The organism is Seramator thermalis, assembly GCF_004138125.1.
In the GTDB taxonomy this organism is placed as follows: Bacteria; Bacteroidota; Bacteroidia; order Bacteroidales; family Dysgonomonadaceae; genus Seramator; species Seramator thermalis.
On the sequence record NZ_RXHS01000003.1, the window covers coordinates 13230 to 32940 of the forward strand.

General features: G+C 44.3%; 12 protein-coding genes. 6 read left to right on the top strand and 6 right to left on the bottom strand.

Features of this window, described 5'->3' with window-relative positions; genetic code table 11:
* Positions 1-270: 270 nt before the first annotated feature.
* The 4 genes from EJN84_RS03840 to EJN84_RS03855 form a co-directional block, all read right to left on the bottom strand.
* Complete coding sequence (locus EJN84_RS03840) at positions 271-1065, bottom strand: thymidylate synthase (RefSeq protein WP_129594225.1); 795 nt, start codon at positions 1063-1065, stop codon at positions 271-273.
* A 174-nt stretch (positions 1066-1239) separates the two neighbouring features.
* The gene (locus EJN84_RS03845; RefSeq protein WP_129594201.1) at positions 1240-1845 is read right to left on the bottom strand and encodes a transposase; all 606 of its coding nucleotides are present in this window, start codon (positions 1843-1845) and stop codon (positions 1240-1242) included.
* 38 nt (positions 1846-1883) lie between these two features.
* On the bottom strand, positions 1884-5519 hold the full coding sequence (locus EJN84_RS03850; protein ID WP_129594202.1) for an Eco57I restriction-modification methylase domain-containing protein: 3636 nt from the start codon (positions 5517-5519) through the stop codon (positions 1884-1886).
* 462 nt (positions 5520-5981) lie between these two features.
* Positions 5982-9401: a helicase-related protein gene (locus EJN84_RS03855; RefSeq protein WP_129594203.1), complete on the bottom strand. Its 3420-nt coding sequence runs from the start codon at positions 9399-9401 to the stop codon at positions 5982-5984.
* A gap of 1412 nt (positions 9402-10813) precedes the next feature.
* On the opposite strand from EJN84_RS03855, the gene EJN84_RS03860 reads away from it, so the two are divergent.
* Both EJN84_RS03860 and EJN84_RS03865 read left to right on the top strand, forming a co-directional pair.
* Positions 10814-11608, top strand: a complete 795-nt coding sequence (locus EJN84_RS03860; protein WP_129594204.1) for a DUF6261 family protein — start codon at positions 10814-10816, stop codon at positions 11606-11608.
* Positions 11609-12219: 611 nt separating this feature from the next.
* A complete protein-coding gene (locus EJN84_RS03865) occupies positions 12220-12501 on the top strand; it encodes a hypothetical protein (RefSeq protein ID WP_129594205.1) in 282 nt (93 codons plus the stop codon).
* A 348-nt stretch (positions 12502-12849) separates the two neighbouring features.
* Here the strand turns inward: EJN84_RS03865 and EJN84_RS03870 are convergent, their stop codons facing one another.
* Entirely contained in the window at positions 12850-13089 is a 240-nt protein-coding gene (locus tag EJN84_RS03870) for a hypothetical protein (protein ID WP_101487555.1), read from the bottom strand.
* A gap of 72 nt (positions 13090-13161) precedes the next feature.
* Positions 13162-13872 (bottom strand): CDP-diacylglycerol--serine O-phosphatidyltransferase, encoded by a 711-nt coding sequence (gene pssA / locus EJN84_RS03875; protein ID WP_129594206.1) that lies wholly within the window; start codon positions 13870-13872, stop codon positions 13162-13164.
* Positions 13873-14003: 131 nt separating this feature from the next.
* Here pssA and EJN84_RS03880 point away from each other — a divergent pair, with 131 nt between their 5' ends.
* Genes EJN84_RS03880 through metH form a run of 4 tightly spaced genes read left to right on the top strand, consistent with a single transcriptional unit; the run spans position 14004 to position 19687 of the window.
* Complete coding sequence (locus EJN84_RS03880; RefSeq protein ID WP_165004064.1) at positions 14004-14555, top strand: DUF1282 family protein; 552 nt, start codon at positions 14004-14006, stop codon at positions 14553-14555.
* Complete coding sequence (gene smpB, locus EJN84_RS03885; RefSeq protein WP_101487553.1) at positions 14556-15008, top strand: SsrA-binding protein SmpB; 453 nt, start codon at positions 14556-14558, stop codon at positions 15006-15008.
* A gap of 27 nt (positions 15009-15035) precedes the next feature.
* The gene (locus EJN84_RS03890; protein WP_129594208.1) at positions 15036-15977 is read left to right on the top strand and encodes a nucleoside recognition domain-containing protein; all 942 of its coding nucleotides are present in this window, start codon (positions 15036-15038) and stop codon (positions 15975-15977) included.
* Positions 15978-15991: 14 nt separating this feature from the next.
* Positions 15992-19687 (top strand): methionine synthase, encoded by a 3696-nt coding sequence (gene metH, locus EJN84_RS03895; protein ID WP_129594209.1) that lies wholly within the window; start codon positions 15992-15994, stop codon positions 19685-19687.
* Positions 19688-19711 lie beyond the last annotated feature (24 nt).

Genomic DNA, 19711 nt, shown 5'->3' on the forward strand with positions numbered 1-19711 from the left:
GTTAATCAGCGAGATATTCAATCAGCGTTAATCAGCGAGAAAAAGTTCGGAAAAAGATTTCACGCAGATTTTCGCAAATTTCCTCGCAGATGTTCGCAGAAAAACAACAAAGATCGCTGCACTGCAGTTCCGTCTTGGTGCGCTCAAGTCATTTCATGCAAAGATTTCAAAACCAAATACTTGCGAGAGTGATTCGCTATCCACTGTATCCATCAATGAATCAACAAATCGTTAAATTCTCAAATCACCACCAGTCTCCAACCTCCAACCTTACACACTCACTTCCCCCTTGATGGCCGGGTGCGGATCGTAACCGATCAGTTCGAAATCTTCGAACGTGAAGTCGAAAATATTTTTCACATCGGGATTTAGTTTCATCGTTGGCAGTGGGCGCGGATCGCGAGTGAGCTGCAGCTTCACCTGCTCCAGGTGATTCAGATAGATGTGTGCATCGCCGAGCGTGTGAACGAAATCGCCTTCCTGCAAACCCGTAACCTGCGCCATCATTTTCAGCAGCAGTGCATACGAAGCAATGTTGAACGGTACGCCCAAAAAAATGTCGGCGCTGCGCTGATAGAGCTGCAAGCTCAGTTTGCCGTCGGCTACATAAAACTGAAACAGGGCGTGGCAGGGAGCCAGATGCATTTCGGGCAATTCGGCCACGTTCCATGCACTGACGACAATGCGGCGCGAATCGGGATTGTTCTTGATCGCCTCCACCGCTTGCGAAATCTGATCGATGGTGCCGCCCTTGTAGTCGGGCCACGATCGCCACTGACGGCCGTAAATGGGGCCGAGATCGCCGTTGGCGTCCGCCCATTCGTCCCAGATGGTTACTTTGTGATCGTGCAGATAGCGGATGTTGGTGTCGCCACGCAAAAACCACAGCAGTTCGTAGATGATCGATTTCACGTGAAGTTTTTTAGTCGTGAGCAGCGGAAATCCCTCGCTCATCGGGTATCGGCTTTGATGACCGAAAATGCTGATGGTGCCGGTTCCGGTGCGGTCGTCTTTCCGAATGCCTTCATCCAACACGCGTTGCAATAAATCGAGATATTGTTTCATTTTTCGTTTTGTACTAGTAAAAAACAAAAATAACCAATTTTCCGTTTCAACCCACCGATTGTGGATGCGAAATTATCGGGGGATTGTTGCGGATAAATTTGGGGGCGAAATATTTATTGCCTCGATGATTTGGAAATCCCTACGTTGGGGCGAAAAATTTTTCGCCCTAATCATTTACGATTCCCGCCAATTTCGGGGATTATTGCGAATATATTGGCGGATGCGGTGCAATTCGTCGGCGTTGCGGACGATATGTTCGTAATAATTGCGTTGCCAAACGTTTTGGATGTCGGTATTTTGATGCATCCATTTGGTTACCCCAATTTTAAATCCGCGAACGATGGAACCAATGGTTTGGGATGGCGAACGGAACGGCGTGGTATTTGGTCGGGGCGAAAAAATTTTCGTCCCCATATTATTGGGTGACGGTTCGGACGGTTGGGGCGATGGTTGGCACGATCGGGGGGATGGTTCGAATGGTAGGGGCGAAAAATTTTTCGCCCCTACGATCGGGAAATCGTTGATAATAATTATTCCGTGAATATGATCCGGCATAATGATGTATTCGTCCAATTGGGTTTGCGGAAAATGATTGGGAATTTCCAACCAACATTGTCGTGCCATTTCGCCACATTCATTCATCCGCATATCCCCATTGACAATTTCGCCAAACAAACATTTGCGATCGTGCGCCACGATGGTGATGAAATAGACACCCGGTTGGGCGTAATCGTATCCCTGCAAACGAATGGAATGTCGGTTGTGTTTCGGGTAATCCATTATTTTTTATTCTTACCGATTATAAATCTTATCCTTTTTCATTTTTCTCCTTCTACAATTTTTATCTCCTCGTCTGTCAGCTCATATAATTTGTACACCAATTGGTCGATTTCCTTTTCCCATTCGCTGGTGTCTGAATGTGGGTTATCTTTTTTTGCGGCGAGGATTTGATCGACCAGCGATTCGATTTGTGATACTATTGGCTGATTGGATGATGTGATGGGCGGAATGGGAAGATTTTCCAAAAATGCTTTTTTATATCTATATCCTTCTTTACCTAAACCACCTCCTGCATACCATTGTTTAAAAAAATAATTTACTGGTTGTGAATTTAATAAGCCACAAATGAATTTAACTTTTTCCCCTGTCATCAAAAAACTAGTTGCTTCCACATAAAAATAGTCAGTATCATAATAAAATTGTGGACTTCTAACAATTTCAGAATACACCACCTTCTCCTTCTCAAATTCTTTTAAATAATTTTCTTTAGGGTTATTATCTAATTCAAGCCAATGATGTTGTCCCGTATAATCTTTATTAATATACACTTTACTTTGTCTATCATATTTACACTGACCCCTATTTTTTAATTGTTCTTCATATCTTGTTAAATGTTGAACTATAGAAGGATATAAATGTGATTCTTTATAAAAATTAAATTTTGCTATTATCACCCACAGCCCAGCCCACTCATAATGATACCGCTTTATATCTCGACCGCGCAATATAGGCTTGATGATAGCCTCGGTGCGGCGTCGTTCCTCTTCGTCCCGGCAATGATCCAATATCTCCTGCCGTTTGTCGCTGTCGATGATAAAGGCTTCGTTCAATCCGGTTTTTATACCATAATAAATATTTACATTCCAATCTTTCAGCGGTTTGCCGATGCGTTCGATTTTCTCTTTGAGTTGCTGCTCGGCGTTGCTGCCAATGAACCACGCATCAGCCGAAAGATTGGAGAGAAGCGTCCCGTTTTTTTCCAGTAATGCAGCGAAATCGAGTTGATTTTTATTCTTTTCGTTCACGGTAATGGCACGCAGGCAATGTTGGTTTTTCGCTTTCTGCACGATGAGGATGTTGGTATCCACCGTTGCATTGTCGAACACATCGGGGCCCAAATCAATCAATATCACAGGGTTGTATTGTGTGAAAAAACGTCTCAACTTTTCGCCGTAACCTGCCCGCATCCATTTGTTGGAAGTGATGAAGGCAAGATGTCCGCCCTCGCGGAGGAACGACATTCCCTTTTCGTAAAATAGGCAATAGATATCCCCTGTTCTTTCGAAAGTGGCGAAGGACTGATTTTTGTACAGGTCGGCATATTTGAGCTTGTCGTTGCATGCTTTCTGCAATTGAATGTACGGCGGATTGCCGATGACGATGTCGAAGCCGTCCCGGATGCCGAACATCCATTCGGGGTCGAACCAGTCGGCGTGGGTGTTTTGGTCGAACGGATCCCACGACGTTATCTTGTCCGTTTTATCGTTGGGATAACCAAGATTGGTAAATTCGTCTTTCAACCGGGATCGAAGTTCGGTGAGTTGTTTTTCCAATCTGATTTTTTCGCTTCGGCTGTTGGTATAGAATATCTTTTCGCGGATGTCAAATAGTTTTTTTTCCAACGCTTCCACTTCGGCATTTTTAAAGTGTGAAAACGATTTCTCCGAATCGGTTTCCAAATTGATGAGCGAATTGGCCGCCACAAATTTGGTTTCGAGATTGGGCAATGCCCTGATATCGCGGTTTGGCTTGTTATCGTCCACTTCCTGCTCGATGAGCAGCGAGATGAAAAAGCGCAGCTTACTTATCTGAATGGCTATTTCCTGAATATCTACCCCGAAGATGCAGTTTTCGATGAGTCCGAGCTTGCGGATATAGTCGAGCGATTTGTTTTCGAGCGATTGCTCTACTTCCGCTTTTAATTCGACGGGGACTTTTGCCAGCAAATTGGCTTTCCATTTTTGGTTTTCGGGATCGAGCTTATGCAGGGCGAGCACCAGATTGTGCAGGATGCCCATGGGGAAAGCGCCGCTTCCGCAAGCGGGGTCGAGTATTTTTATCTTTTCGATGCCGACGAGCATTTTGCGGGTATCTTCCTCGTCGTCGAACGGATTGCCATTGTCGGTGTACGAAAAAAGGCTGCGGAGTTTTTCGCGATGATTTTCGTCGTTGCCAAGTAGGGCGGAAAAATGTTGAATGAGGGATTCTTTCACCATGTAGTCCACAATCTCGGGAGGCGTGTAGAAGCTGCCGGTTGATTTTCGGGCGGTTGTAGCCGTTTCCGGGTTGTAACTTGCCAGCAGGTTTTCGAATACGTTGCCCAGCAGTTCAGGGTCGAGAGCTACTTCTTCGTCGAGCGGCGTATTTTCTTCGACGGTGAAATTATAGCTATCGAGGATGGTAATCAGTCCGCGTACCTTTTTATGATTGCCGTTTTCCAGATAGGCGGAAAGGTCGGTCTCCTGTTCTTCACGGGAGAAAAACAGATAATCGGGCACTTTGAGTCGTGTTTCATTCTTCGGATGGTCCGAAAAGCAATCGATGCGAATTACCTTGTCATCGACTTTCTTGTCGAGCGATTCGAACAATCCGCCGTTCAGAAACGGAATGTTGTCGAATTCCTTCAGAAAAGCCTCCTTATCGGTGATAAAGCGGCTGTAGCGATAGTAACCCTGTTGCAGATAACCGTCGTTGACGAAACCGAATTTTTTGGCATCATCGATAAAAATTCTACTTTGGGGATTATCTTTCCGCATGGGGGTGTTGAGCGTGGCAAAGAAGAGGTTTTGCAAGATGGCTTTGTAGTAGGTGCTGCCGGTCGCATCGCCGTAGTTCAGCAGCGTATCGACATACGATTTGTCGAAGAGGTTGGCAGGAATGAGCCGCTTCTCCTTCATAAACCAGATGAAGATGATGCGCGTAATCATACGGATGAGGTTTTTTGCATTCCGGCTCTTTCGGTCCCGGTCTTCATCGTCCGGAAATTTTACCTGATCCATTGCCCAGAAATACCAATTGGACAGTTCCTCATAGAATTTTCGGTTAAGCACTTCGATGCTGAATACCTCTTGCCAAAACTCATACAGTTTCGTGAATGAGTTAACGGCTTTAGGGCCGGTAGTTTGTATCCGAAGCTGATTGAGAATATCGAGATGCCCGCGATGGGGATGTTCCACATCAATATTGCGGAGGAGAGCGACCTTACCGGTTTTTTCACCTTCACGCCAGCTTTGTGCATAAGCCAAACGTTGTGTATTGGCAAAGGCGATGTAATGTTTTTGTCCGTCGGAATAACGAAATATCACCACCACCGGCGTGTAGCAAAATTCGCGATTGAAAGCACGTGCTATTTCGGCCAATTGCGAACGTTTGGGCAATAAGCCGTTTTCGCGTAGGTGAAGGGTTACGCCAAAGATGAGAATGCCGTCGTAATCGGAACGAATATCGTCGATAGAGGTGCTTTTGTTTCCCTGAAAAGCCGCATCGTCCACCATGCCGACAAAATAAACGTCGTCCATCAGTCGGAAAACGGCATTGTCCTTGAACGTGTCTTTGAGGATGTCTTGCGGTCGCGCAGGATCGTCGGAAATGTAGTTGACCGGTACGTTGAGATCGGTAAATAAATCTTTAACCGCCTCAACAAAAGGCTTTGTTGTGAAATTGGATAAATTCATATTTCGTTTGAAAAATAATAGTTTATATGTTTGATCGATTCATGTAATCTCGGTTAGAAGGGAAATTACCTTTCGAACGATCTATCAAAATCGGAAGATTGAAAATTATTGGCATATCTAAATTCATTTGCACGTTGTAATTCATTGATGACATTCGAAAAATTTTTCTTGCTGATTATCTGCGTATATCTGCGACATTGTTATCTGCGTCAATCTGCGTGAAATGGCCTTCGTTTTTTATTTCAATTCTTTGTTTCGGTGCGCTGCACCTTGTGTTTGTTTTTTTGTTTCTTCTACAAATATTGTCGCTGCTACGCAGCTAAAATGTTGATGGTCATTTGCGCATCATTCGTATTGGCATTTTTGTGTATCGGAACATTTGCACATTGTTCGCATCGGCATAATTACACATTGATTTAGGTGCGTAGCACCGTAATCTTTGTAGCCACAGAAATAAAAAAATTACGATTTTGTGACCAACAACCACGTAATTAAATCGAAATTGTCGATTTGATATTTTTCATCAACCGAAATATTTTCCTTCATGCGTTCAACTGCCGGTTTATCTCCCCGTTTCAGTTTGGCAAGCAAGTCCTTCACCTCCTTACCGATTGTTTTTTTCGATGTCCCGTCGTTAAGGATTTCTACTTCGTGTGCCTGACTTTCCATATACCCCTTCATTGCTTTGACGAGCTGCTGAATGGCCTCTTCGTTGCCCCGATCGATGTCTGCCGGAACATATCTGTCGCAATCCTTATGCAGGGTGAGCGCATTGAGCACTTCTCGCTGATTGAGCAATACCAGTCGACCATTGTAATCGATATAAATCAACTCGAACAACTTATAATTCGGATTGGAATGATTTTTTGATTTGGCCGGATAACCGAGAAGCGCGATGATGCCGTCCTCGCTGCAAATGGCATTGGTCGAGCGGAATCCGGAATAAACAGCCTGAGGCATACGACGGAATTTTTCCATATTTTTCGAAAATTCCTCGAGTAAATCCTGACGGAACTGCTCGAGCGAGAGATCGTCGAATCCCAGCGTATGATCGTTCACTTCGATATCCTCCCAGGTAGTTTGCATCTGCTGCAGCATGCGGGCATTCATTCTGCTTTCGAGATTTTCGTCTTCGGCAATATGTCTGAACGAATCGGAAAATTCGATATCCACTTCCGACCCTGCCAATGTCATGGCGGCCATACGTTGTTCGATACGTCCTTGCAAGTCGAGATAATTATTGATGTTGTCCGAAGGCCAGAAGTTTACGCCATAGATTGTTTCGTTAGGCGAGCCCAATCGATCGATACGTCCCATGCGTTGGACAATACGTACCGGATTCCAATGGATATCGTAATTGATTACCATATCGGCATCCTGCAGGTTTTGTCCTTCGCTCAGCGTGTCAGTAGCAATCAGAATATCAATCGGATGTTTAATTTTTTCATATGTTTTCGGATGTTTCTCCGAAATCCATTCTATCCATTGTTCATAGGAGTTTTCCTTTGTGTCCAAATCCCATTCTTTTTCCTTATATAATTTTGTGTAGGGAGCAAAACGTTCAAGAATCGGTTCGAAATTTTTATATTCCACATCGCTGTCAGAGGTGCGGGAGCCGCTGCCGGAAACCATTGCCAGACGTTTGAATCCCCTCGACTTCAGTTGCGTGAACAGATAATCGGCCGTATCTCGATATACCGTAAAAATGATTACTTTCTGATTGTTGTGATTGTTTCCCGAGGTCCTTTTCTTCTGAATATCGGCGATAAGCGTTTCGAGTTTGATATCTGCAGAATGATGATTGTCGGGGATGGTTGTCTCTTTTTCAATAGTCGTAGCGAATTTCGATAGATTGGTTTGGAGCAGATCTAATGCTTCGAGGTCTTTTTTCAAATCTTTCTTGTATGCATTAAGATTTCCGGCCTGATCGATATCATGCAGATTAACAGGATTTTTCTTCCCCAGCGAAAATTCTATTTGTTCACTTTCCTCTTCTTCTTCGGTTATGATATCGTCGAAATCGGCATCGATTACTGCATTGGTTTTGTTTTCTTCGTAGGCTTTTATTTTGTCGAGTGCATGTTGATGATGATTCCGAATGTTGTCCACCGTTTTCGAAAACGATGACCATGACGATTCCAAGCGTTTAACCATGAGGATATACATCATTTTCACCAAAAAATGTTGACGTAATACTTCGTCCTCCAATACAGGTACGATATTTTCCCCTTCAATCAGTGCTTTTTCTCGTTTTTTTCGCATTTCTTTTGTTTCGGCATAAAAAGCAGGCTGATAACCGGAAAGGTAAGGGGGAAAATGTTCGAACAATTCTTCGAATGTATCGAAATTGCCGATTTTGTCCGGAGTAACAAAATGATTGATAGGTTTTCCTTTCTTGGGGAATGACAACACGTGTTCATAGGAGGCAATCATTTTTCGAGTGCGTGCCACGGTAAGTGCATCGGTAAGGGTGAAAAATCCGGAAGGTAATTTTTTCACAAATTCACCGATAGTCGGATCGCTCTCTTTTCTCCATTCGTTGAAAACCTTTTGAGCCGTGCGGAAGGAATAGTCGATGTTGCGAACGCCGAGCGTTTCATCAAATCCGGCAACATTCCCTTTTATCAGCAGCTTAAATTGATTTCGGATATCGATGAGCGAATTGTTGATGGGTGTAGCCGATAGCAAGAGTACTTTGATATCCTCATTTTTCTTCAAAATTTGCTCCATCAAAAAACGGTAACGGTTCGATTTGTCATTTCTTAAGTTGTGGCTTTCGTCGATGACAATCAATTTGGGTTGGTCGTTCGTGAAAAATTTATCGGCACGATCGGTGTATTTTTCCAGTCGGTCTTCGCACAAATCGGTATGAAAACGGATAAAATAATCGAACTTATCCTTTTCGAATCGTGAATCCTGATTTTTTTGGTATTGACGCCAATTGTATTCCAGCTTTTTAGGGCAAAGTACCATTACTTCTCGTCCTTCCAGCTGAAAATATTTGATGACGGCCAGAGCACTCCAAGTTTTGCCGAGCCCTACGGCGTCGGCAAGAATAGCTCCATTATACTTTTGAAGCATTTTGATGAGACTCAAAACCCCTTTTTTCTGAAACTCATACAGCGAATTGTAAATGACACTGTTTTCGAGACGGCCTATTTTGCGGTTAAATTCGGGATTGGAGAGATCGTCGATGATTTGATCCCCAAAAAGTTCAAACAGAATTTTATAGTAAATGTCTTTCGGCGTGTATTTGATGAAAATACGTTCGATTTCGCCAATCAGGTAGTCTTTGAAGTTGATCTTTGTTTGCTTGCCGTTGACATCGATCAATGTTTTTTCGAGATGTGCCTGTGGTTTATTCCACAAACTTTCGAACCAGTCGGCCAATTCTTTGTACTGATTGTTGTTACCTGTTTCGGCAATGTTGAGTTCGGCATTGCTGGTTAATTTTAAACCGATTCCTGCTTCTGTCAGGTTGGAACTTCCCGAAATGAAATATTTGTCGCGATCGTCATCTTCCGAGGGATTGAAAAGATAACACTTGGCGTGACAAAAATTGGGTTCAAGGGTTTTTGCCATCACTTTCTCCTGTCTCAGAAAGTTAACGGCTTCCTGTGCCACACCATTTAGTTTGAAAGCTGCTTCGATCGTGATATTTTCATTAAGTAAATCGAGTGGTTTGTTTTCAACAGCATCTTTGTTGACGATATCGCCCAATACCATTCTGAAGCGATGAATCTTTTCGTTGATGTTGCGTGAAAGGTAGGCGAGTGCTCCGATGGTAAAATACCCGGTAACCACATCAAAAGTGCCGTTTTCGGTATATTTTGTTATCCATTCGTGGACTTTGAGGTTACTATTTTCGTTGTCTAAAATCATTTCTTTTGTATTTTTTGAAGGTATTTTGCAAATGTACAAAAATATGTCGAAAATAATTTTCAAACGATGCACGTTCTGTTTTTGGATTTTGTCGGCATTGCATTTATTGAAGTCAAACGAACAGGAAGAATTTGATCGTTTGAGAACCAACTTCTTGTCGGAAAACTTTTTATGCTTCTGGTGTTTTGTCTATTTTCCTGCTCCTCTTCGTGCCGAACGACCATTTCGCCGCTGCATTATATGGTCTCCCTTTTGCGGAACGACCAATCGCTATTCGAAAAGGTTACCGGACTGTTAAAGGAACGATAATTTTCCGCCGAAAATTACGACTTGTTATCACGAGGAACGGCTTTTGTGCACAGACAAAACCTACTTTCCACGCTGAGGAACGACTTTTTATCGGTAAAACACCCCTTCCGCAGGATGCGGAGTGACCTGTTTTTACCGTTTTGCCACTCCGCATTGCGCGGAACGACCTTTTACTATCGAAACAGCTCACTCCGCAAAATGAGGAACGACCTTTGTCACCCGAAAAAGGTTATTCGGCGTTAAAAGCAACGACCTTTGTTCGCAGACAAAACTCACTCGTCGCCGCGAGGAACGGCTTTTGACCGCGGTCAAAAGCCACTCCACCTTAAAAATAGTTATCAAAAATGGAGAAATATCCCATAATTTGTTAACGAAGTGAACGACAAAGAGGGTAAAAGGTCGTACCTCAAGGTGAAAAGTGACCTTTATCAGCGGTCAAATGCCGTTCGTCATTTCGGAAAGTACATTTTGTTCGTGGTCAAAGGTCGGTCCGCAAAATGAGGAGTGACCTTTATCTCCGGTCAAAACCTACTCGTCGCGTTAGAAAGTGTAAAAAGTGATATAAAACGGCCGTTTCAACTTAACGACTGTATCTAAATGTAAACTAATGTGAACATATTTACGAATTGAAAAGAATGTAATATTAAATAAATATTGATGGTTATTTTCAGTAATTAACTATGTTTTTTCGAGTAAATACAACTTAACGAAAAACGCCTAACCGGTTTTTGAAAATCGGTTAGGTTTCACAAAACGTCGAATTCAATCAACCGAATCTTATTAGAATAATTTATTTTTTGAAAATTATTCCCGATTTATATAATTGTATATTATTGAATATGAATAAAATAGAAATTAAAAACGAAAACTTATCAACATTTATGGAAAAAAATGTTTGTTTTTTTGGTCAATTCAGAAAAAAGCATTAAACTTGCATCGTATTGATCAATAATTTTTTATTGGTGAATACAAAAGGTTACGCAGAGGCGTTGCCGGTTTTATTTACATATTGGTGACATAGGCTAAGCCATTGGTGTTGGTAAGCCCGCAGCAAATCGTAGGACGTAATCGATTAAATATTAAGTAATAATAAAATAAATTGTATGATTGATTTAAATTTTAATAAATTACGCAAATTGGAGTTTGCAGATTATGCTAAGGGCGTTATTCGAATCGTAGGAAAATATGATTTGGAAGCCCTTAAAATTGAGGGTATTGCTAACCAATTATTGGCAAAGCAAGCCGAAGTAGAAGAACTGGTTGTTGCTTACGGCAAACATCCTTTGACGGAAAAAATCGGGGTCAGGCGAAATGACCGGGATAAGATTGTATCGGCAATCGTCGATCATCTCTCCTCTGTGCAGACCGCTTCCATCGGTTCCACAAAGATGCAGTTGGATTTGGTGGCACCTTTTGTGCATCGCCATTTCGACGGTCTGAAAAAGGCAAATCAAAAGGAGTATGCCGAACGCATTCATCAGTTTCTTTCGGGTATTAGTGCCGACACGGCATTGAACGAAGCGTTGACCGTTTTGGGATTTGGCGTGTATGTCGGTGAGTTGAAAGCTATTCAGGATGAGATGGATCAGTTGCTGAAAGATCGGGTAACTTCGTTGGCGGAACGTCCGAAAATGAGGACTCCCGAAATCAAGCGATCGGTTCGGGAAGCAATAGAAAATTTGTTCAACAGAATTGAATTGGCTATGCTCGAAAATCCTGCGATAGATTATCGGCCTTTGATGAACGAATTGACCGAATGGATTTTACCCTATCAATCGTTAGCGAAGGCACGTGTAACCCGTCAGAGCAATAATGCCGAGGCGTTGAAATTAAAAGAGAACGAAATACAGAAAAAGGAAGCAGTCGCGACGTCTGCTAAAACTTCCGCGACTGCCTGACGCATGACGTTAGCTTTTAATCCGTAGTGGAAAAGCCCCGTATGCCTATTATCGGGGCTTTTTTTATGGATTGTAGCCCCTCAATTCTTTTTTTATATAAAATCTTCGAAACTTGCTTTACTTCTCTTTTATTACGATTGGATTCCAAATGCTGTATATTTTTTCATAACGAATGCATGCATTCATAAAAGAGACTCTCACGTCGATCATTCATACACTTTATTATACACTCACTTTCATACACTCAATACAGCCGTCTTCTTGCTTAACGGATCTTTCTGATTCGAAAGACACGACAAATGTACATAATTCTATATACGTTGTTCCAAGATCCGAGTTATTTAACACTATAAATTCTTTTAAAGAACTCCAATGTCTATGATAAACAATCATATTCGTTTAAAAGTTTTTGTTATAATGCATTATGATAAAGTTTTTTCTCGAGATGTATTTTTTCGGCGAACAATAATTGTACGTTTTGAGTCCAATGCTGCTGCACGATTGCGTCGTGTGGCGAGCAGTTAAATGAATTTGTAACAAATAATCCCTTGCCTCCTGCATAGTCAATTTTAAAAAAAAAATACGGAGACCTTATTGCCCGGTTTATACAATTGGCAGCCATTCCAAAAAAAGGCAAACTATCGGCAGGGGAAAAAGAAATTGAATTATCGCCGGTTTTAAAAAAATTACATTACGCACACAGTGCTGTTGAATCCGACATTAACGAAGCAGAGCACCGTGGACTCAACAGATGTAAGGACAGAGGCTATAGAAATTTTGAGAATTATGTGGGTGTAGGCGTGATAGCATACAACCTCAAACTCGATGCCAAATACGGTCTGACGGATAAAGGAATAGCCTTTATCGAAAGTATGATTACACCGATGGAATAAAACCGAATAAAATCTCCAAAACCCAAAACCTAACAGGTCTCCGAGACCTGTTAGGTTTTCTATTCCAACAGATTCTGCTTCACGACGGACACCCGTTCGGCTGAGCTCACGGCCGAAGCCTTGTCTTCGGCTAATGGTTGGCGATTACCCCCCCCATATTGGACTTTCACCACCAAGCTGAGTACCATGCACGGCACACCATAAAAAAACGTCCAAAACCTTGTTTTGAACGTTTTTCGTTTTTCTAACTGCCTTTAATTGTTTGACTTTAGCAATTATCGATTTCGCATAATAAAGAATGTTTTCGGTTGAATCGATGATGCAAAAGCTGTTGTTGGGGAAAGTGTGCTAATTTTTAAGTTCTTCGAAGTCGGCATCTTCGACGTCGGTGGCTTCAAAGTTCTTTTTTTGATATTCGAGGATGCGATCTTCCTGCGATTCGGGTTGAGGATTTGGTTGTTGAGCCGATTGTTGCCGGGTGTAGTTTCGTTGTTTCCTCCCACTTGATTTGATGCGAAAGAAAATACCCAGGAATCGAAAAAGGAGAAAGAATGCAAGAAAAAACAGTATAAATCTGAATAAACCCATAAGTAAGTAATTGCTTTAATGTGATGTAAAGTTACGATAATAGGCGATATGAATCAATCACTTTTAAAAAAATTAACGCTTTGTTTTACCGAAAGAATTTCCGAAAATAGAAAGAGCGATATAAAACAAAATGCCCCATGCAACACCTATAATTCCCCAAAGTGCCACAAAAGCAATCATCGAAACCACGAGTAGTGCCTGCTTTTCGTTGCCCGCGAATTGAATTTTTTTGATTTTGAGTGAAAACATCGGTATTTCGGAAACCATAAGTAGCGAGAAAATGACAATGAAGCCGAGCGTCGAATAGCAGATTTTTTCGTTGAGCGGGGAAAGATATTGCACGCCATAGCAGTAACTGATCCAGAAAAGGGCGTCGGCCGGCGTGGGTAATCCCAAGAACGATGAGGTCTGCCGGTCGTCGAGATTGAATTTGGCCAGTCGCAAAGCCGAAAATACGGGAAGCAGAAACGCCGTATAAGGCAGGATGGTTGACATGGGCAGCAGAAAATCGGGATAGGCCGAAAAATCGCGAAGCAGTATGAAAACGGCAGTCGCAGGTGCTACCCCGAAGCTGACCACGTCGGCCAGCGAATCGAGCTCGACACCCATCTTGGACGAAACGCCCAATAGTCGTGCGGCAAAGCCGTCGAAAAAATCGAATACCGCTGCCATCAACACCCACACAACAACGGCACCGAAATTGCCGGAAAAAGCCATTGCAACGGCAACGCACCCCGAAAAGAGGTTCATCATGGTGATGGCATTGGGGATATGTTTCTTCATCGTTTCACGCATTTTGTTCGGTTACAAAAGTAGCAAATTTTCATCGCATGGCTTTCATTCATCATTTAAAACCTCTGTATGTAAAAGTTAGACGAGAAATCATTATCTTTGCAGTCCAAATCGAGATTGCAATGTATAAAACAATTATCCGAACCGTTTTTCGATTGATCGTTTCGCCAAAAGCTGCATGGCAATCGATAGCCGGGCGGGAGGAAAACCATCAGGAGTTTCTGAACGGATTTTTGTATCCCGTTTTTGGTGTCGTTGCACTCGCTTCATTTGTCGGCGGGTTGTGGTTTGTACCCGATGGTAGTTTGCAATCGGCATTAAAGCAAACGATCGTGAACACGGTGACGGTTTTTGGCGGATTCTATCTTTCGGCATATGTGTTGAACGAATTGGCTCCGCGGTTAAATCTGGTAAAAAGTTTACTCGACTGGCAACGGTTTGCGGGTTATGCGTCGATTGTCGTGTATTTGTTGTTCGTGATACTGGCTTTCGCCCCCGAATTTGTGATCGCCCGGTTGCTTGTGTTTTATACGGTTTATATCGTATTTGCCGGAGCAGATGCTTTTTGGGATATTCCCGATGGCAGTACGATGAATTTTACAGTGACGGCTTCTTCACTTCTTATACTTGCTCCGTTGTCAATCTATGGAATTCTCGGTTTATTGATCAGATAAATGAAACAAAATCCCGTAAATATCAGAAACAAACGTGCCACGTTCGACTTCGAACTGGTGGAAACCTATACCGCCGGCATCGTCCTGACCGGAACCGAAATCAAGTCGGTGCGATTGGGAAAGGCGAGTTTGGTGGACAGTTATTGCTTGTTCGAAAACGGAGAACTTTGGGTACGGAATATGTATATTGCCGAATATTTTTATGGCACCTACAACAATCACAATCCGCGTCGTGACCGGAAATTGCTGCTCAATAAAAGCGAATTGCGAAAATTGATGCGGGCAACCAAAGAGCCCGGATACACCATCGTTCCCACCAAACTATTCATAAATGAAAAAGGGCTGGCCAAACTCAACATTGCGTTGGCAAGAGGAAAAAAACAATACGACAAGCGACAGTCCATTCGCGAGAAGGAAGACAAGCGGGCGATGGACAGGGCATTCAAGAAGTAGTTTCAGAAGAGAGGGAATTGTCGATTTATGAGTTTCTATAGATATATTTTGCTGCCAAGCCTTCAAAAATCGGGACGCATGCTGGTATGGCTGCTCAAAATCATTCTCCCGATATCGTTGATCGTGCGGTTTTTGGATTATTTTGGTGTGCTGGCCGTTTTAGCCGGATGGCTCAATCCGGTTTTCATGCACTTGGGACTGCCCGGAAGCACGGCAATTGTTTTCATCACAAGCGTTTTTCTGCCGCTTTATGCGCCGCTGGCCATCATCACTTCCATGTCCATCACGCTGCGCGAATTGACCATTTTGGCGCTGATGTGCCAAATATCGCATAACTTGCCGGTAGAATGTGCCATTCAGGGCAAAACGGGCACATCGTTTTGGTCGATGGTTGCGCTACGCGTAGTGATGAGCATCATCGTCGGGGTTATACTCAACCTGATTTTGCCACAACAAATGGGCATGCCCGTATTTGCCCGCACCGACGCCGTTGTGCTTAATTCTGTGGCCGAAGTTTTGTTGATTTGGTTGAAGAGTTCGCTTCAGATTTCGTTGCTCATCATCGTAATTGTTACTTCGCTCAACGTGCTCTATGGCATCATGGCAAAATATCATCTCATCGACAAGTTGAGCAAAGGAATAGAGCCGATTCTCAAATTTTTCGGCTTGCCCGTCGAAACAGCTTTTCTTTGGTTGATCGGCTATATCGTCGGACTTTCTTACGGTGGCGCCATGATGCTCGATCAGATGAGTGAGGGAAAAGTAACAAAATCCGACGCAGGTTTGTTGAACTATCACTTGGCCGTTTCGCATTCCATCATCGAGGACAATCTTTTGTTTGTTGCGCTGGGTGTTTCTCTGTGGTGGATTTTGGCCGTCAGACTCACGGCCGCATGGGCGGTGGTATGGATTAGAAAAGGCTACCTCGAATTGCGAAAAAAAATGTCGCTTGCTTCGGTTGAAATTTAAAGAGAAAAAGAAAAATGAACATTCAGGATATCTTACCCTCGCGCATCCTCATCCTCGATGGAGCTATGGGAACGATGATTCAGCGTTACAAGCTCACCGAAGCCGATTATCGGGGCGAGCGCTTCAAAGACTTTTCGGTTTTGCTGAAAGGCAACAACGATTTGCTTTCGCTAACCCGCCCCGACATCATTGGCGAAATTCATCGCGCCTACCTCGAAGCAGGTGCCGATATCATCGAAACCAATACGTTTAATGCCACACGTGTTTCGATGAGCGACTATCACATGCAGGAGTATGTGCGCGAGATGAATTTTGCCGCTGCACGGCTTGCTCGCGAAGCAGCCGACGAATATACGGCCAAAACACCCGATAAGTCCCGCTTTGTGGCGGGATCGATCGGTCCGACCAACAAAACCACTTCGATGAGTCCCAATGTGGAAGATCCGATGTATCGGGCATTGACTTTCGACGAATTGAAGGCGGCTTACAGGGAACAAATCGAAGCCTTGATGGAAGGCGGAGTGGATTTGCTTTTGGTTGAAACCATTTTTGACACGCTCAATGCCAAAGCGGCTGTTTTTGCCGCCAAAGAAGCGATGTGCGATAAAGATATTCCCCTCATTCTTTCGGTAACCCTGTCCGATAAGGCAGGAAGAACCCTTTCGGGACAAACTCTTTCGGCTTTTGTTACGTCGGTAAGTCATGCCGGGCCGCTGGCTATCGGGTTGAACTGCTCCTTCGGCGCAGCCGACATGAAACCCTATGTGAAAGAATTGGGGCGTATCGCTCCGTTCTACATCAGTGCTTATCCCAATGCCGGATTGCCCAATCAGTTGGGCGAATACGACGAAACGCCCGAACGGATGGCGGTGCAAATCAACGAATACATCGACGAGGGATTGGTGAATATCGTAGGTGGCTGTTGCGGAACAACTCCTGCACACATTGCCGAATACGTCAGATTAGTCGCGGGCAAGAAACCCCATCGGCCTGCACCTGCGCCTGCATATCTGCATTTGTCGGGGTTGGAGGATCTGGAAGTTTCGCCCGACATCAATTTCCTGAATATCGGCGAACGATGCAATGTAGCCGGATCGCGCAAGTTTTTGCGGCTCATTCAGGAGAAAAAATACGATGAGGCACTCGATATTGCCCGCAAGCAGGTGGAAGATGGTGCGCAGGTACTCGATATCAATATGGACGACGGTTTGCTCGATGGCGTGCAGGAAATGACCCATTTTCTCAACTTGCTGGCATCCGATCCCGACGTGGCACGTGTGCCGGTGATGATCGATTCTTCGAAATGGGAAGTGATTGAAGCCGGATTGAAATGTACACAGGGCAAAAGCATCGTTAATTCCATCTCGCTGAAAAACGGCGAAAGCGAATTTCTTCGTCATGCCGATCTCGTTCGGAAATATGGTGCAGCCGTAGTGGTGATGGCTTTCGACGAAAAGGGACAGGCCGACACTTTCGAGCGGCGTATCGAGGTATGCAGCCGTGCCTACAAACTGCTAACAGAACACGGATTCGATCCGAAAGATATTATTTTCGATCCGAATGTGCTTGCCATTGCCACCGGCATGGATGAGCACAACAACTATGCGGTCGATTTCATCGACACGGTTCGCTGGATCAAGGCACATCTGCCCCATGCCAAGGTGAGCGGCGGAGTGAGCAATCTCTCTTTTTCGTTCAGAGGCAACAATTATATTCGCGAAGCGATGCATTCGGTTTTTCTGTATCACGCCATTCAGGCCGGATTGGATATGGGTATTGTGAATCCGGCACAATCGGTGATTTATGAGGACATCCCCGACGATGTGAGGACGCTTATCGAGGATGTGGTTCTCAATCGTCGTCCCGATGCAGGTGAGCGACTGACCGAGTATGCCCAGCAGAATAAAAACGAACAACCTTCCGAAACCAATCATTCCGAAACGCCCGAATGGCGCTCTCTGCCGGTGGACGAACGTTTGAGTTATGCTTTGGTGAAAGGAATCGGCGATTTTCTGGAAGAAGACATTGCCGAAGCATTGAAGAATTATCCCCGTGCGGTGGATATCATCGACAAACCGCTGATGGCAGGCATGAACAAAGTGGGCGATCTGTTCGGATCGGGAAAAATGTTCCTCCCGCAGGTGGTGAAGGCTGCACGCACGATGAAGAAGGCGGTTGCCATCCTGCAACCGACCATCGAAGCCGAAAAATCTTCCGGCGGAGGATCGCAGAAAGCCGGAAAAATATTGCTTGCCACGGTGAAAGGTGATGTGCACGATATTGGAAAAAATATTGTTTCGATTGTGCTGGCCTGCAACAATTACGAAATTGTGGATTTGGGTGTGATGGTGCCTCCCGAGAAAATCATCGAAGCGGTGCATCGCGAACAGCCCGATATTGTGGGCTTGAGCGGATTGATCACTCCGTCACTCGAAGAGATGTCCATTGTGGCGGCCGAGATGGAGAAAGCCGGATTCAGCATTCCGCTGCTCATCGGAGGAGCCACGACATCAAAATTGCACACAGCCCTGAAGATCGAGCCGAAATACAGTCAGGGAGCCGTGTTGTATGTGAAGGATGCTTCGCAAAGTCCGGCAGCGGTAGCCAATCTGCTGAATGCTGAAGGCAAAAACGATTTCGTGGAAAATGTTCGCAACGAATATCGAATCCTTCGCGAAAGCGGGCGTGAGAAGAGAACAGAACTTGTTTCGCCGGCAGAAGCCCGTCAAAAGAAATTCAAAGTGGATTGGTCGGGTTTCGAGCCTGACGTCCCGCGTCAGTTGGGGCGAAGTGTGCTTCGGCACATTCCGGTTTCGGAAATCGTACCTTTCATCGACTGGAAATTTTTCTTTCACACTTGGAATCTGTCGGCCAAATTTGCTACGGTGAAGAATGTGGATTCGTGCGGAAATTGTCGTTCGCAATGGCTCGCCACGTTCAGAGACGACGAGAGAGACAAAGCACAGGAGGCTGGCCGATTGTATGACGATGCACGCGAGATGCTGCGGTCTTTCATCGAAAACGATGTTCCTTATATCCATGCCGTTTTTGGCTTCTATGAAGCACAGAGCGAATCCGACACCATTTTTATTGCCGATCGACCTTTTCCGATGTTGCGTCAGCAACGAAAAAACGAAAGAGACGAGTATCTTTGTCTGAGCGATTTCATAGCTCCCGTCGAGTCGGGGAAGAAAGATTATATCGGCGCATTTGCCGTAACGGCGGGTGCAGGAGCCGAATCGCAGTTGCAGAAATATGAAAACGAAGGCGACGAATATGCAGCCTTACTCATGAAATCGCTGCTCGACCGCCTTGCCGAAGCGGCAACCGAGTGGCTTCACGCCAAAGTGCGTCGGGAATTTTGGGGCTATGCAGCAGATGAATCCTTGACGGTTGCCGAAATGTTTGCCGTGAAATATCGAGGAATTCGGCCGGCCGTCGGTTATCCGTCCATTCCCGATCAATCGGTAAACTTTGCCTTGCACGAGATGCTCCATTCCGAAGAAATCGGCATTTCGCTTACCGAAAACGGGGTGATGTATCCCAACGCCTCGGTGAGTGGTTTGTTTTTTGCTCATCCACAAGCCAAATATTTCGCCGTAGGCGAGATATCGGAAGAACAACTTTCGGATTATGCCCGACGCAAAGGCCGAAATACAGACGATATTCGGAAATTTTTGCTGGCTAATTTGCATTTGGAAAATCAATAAAACAATCAGAAATATAAACGAAGA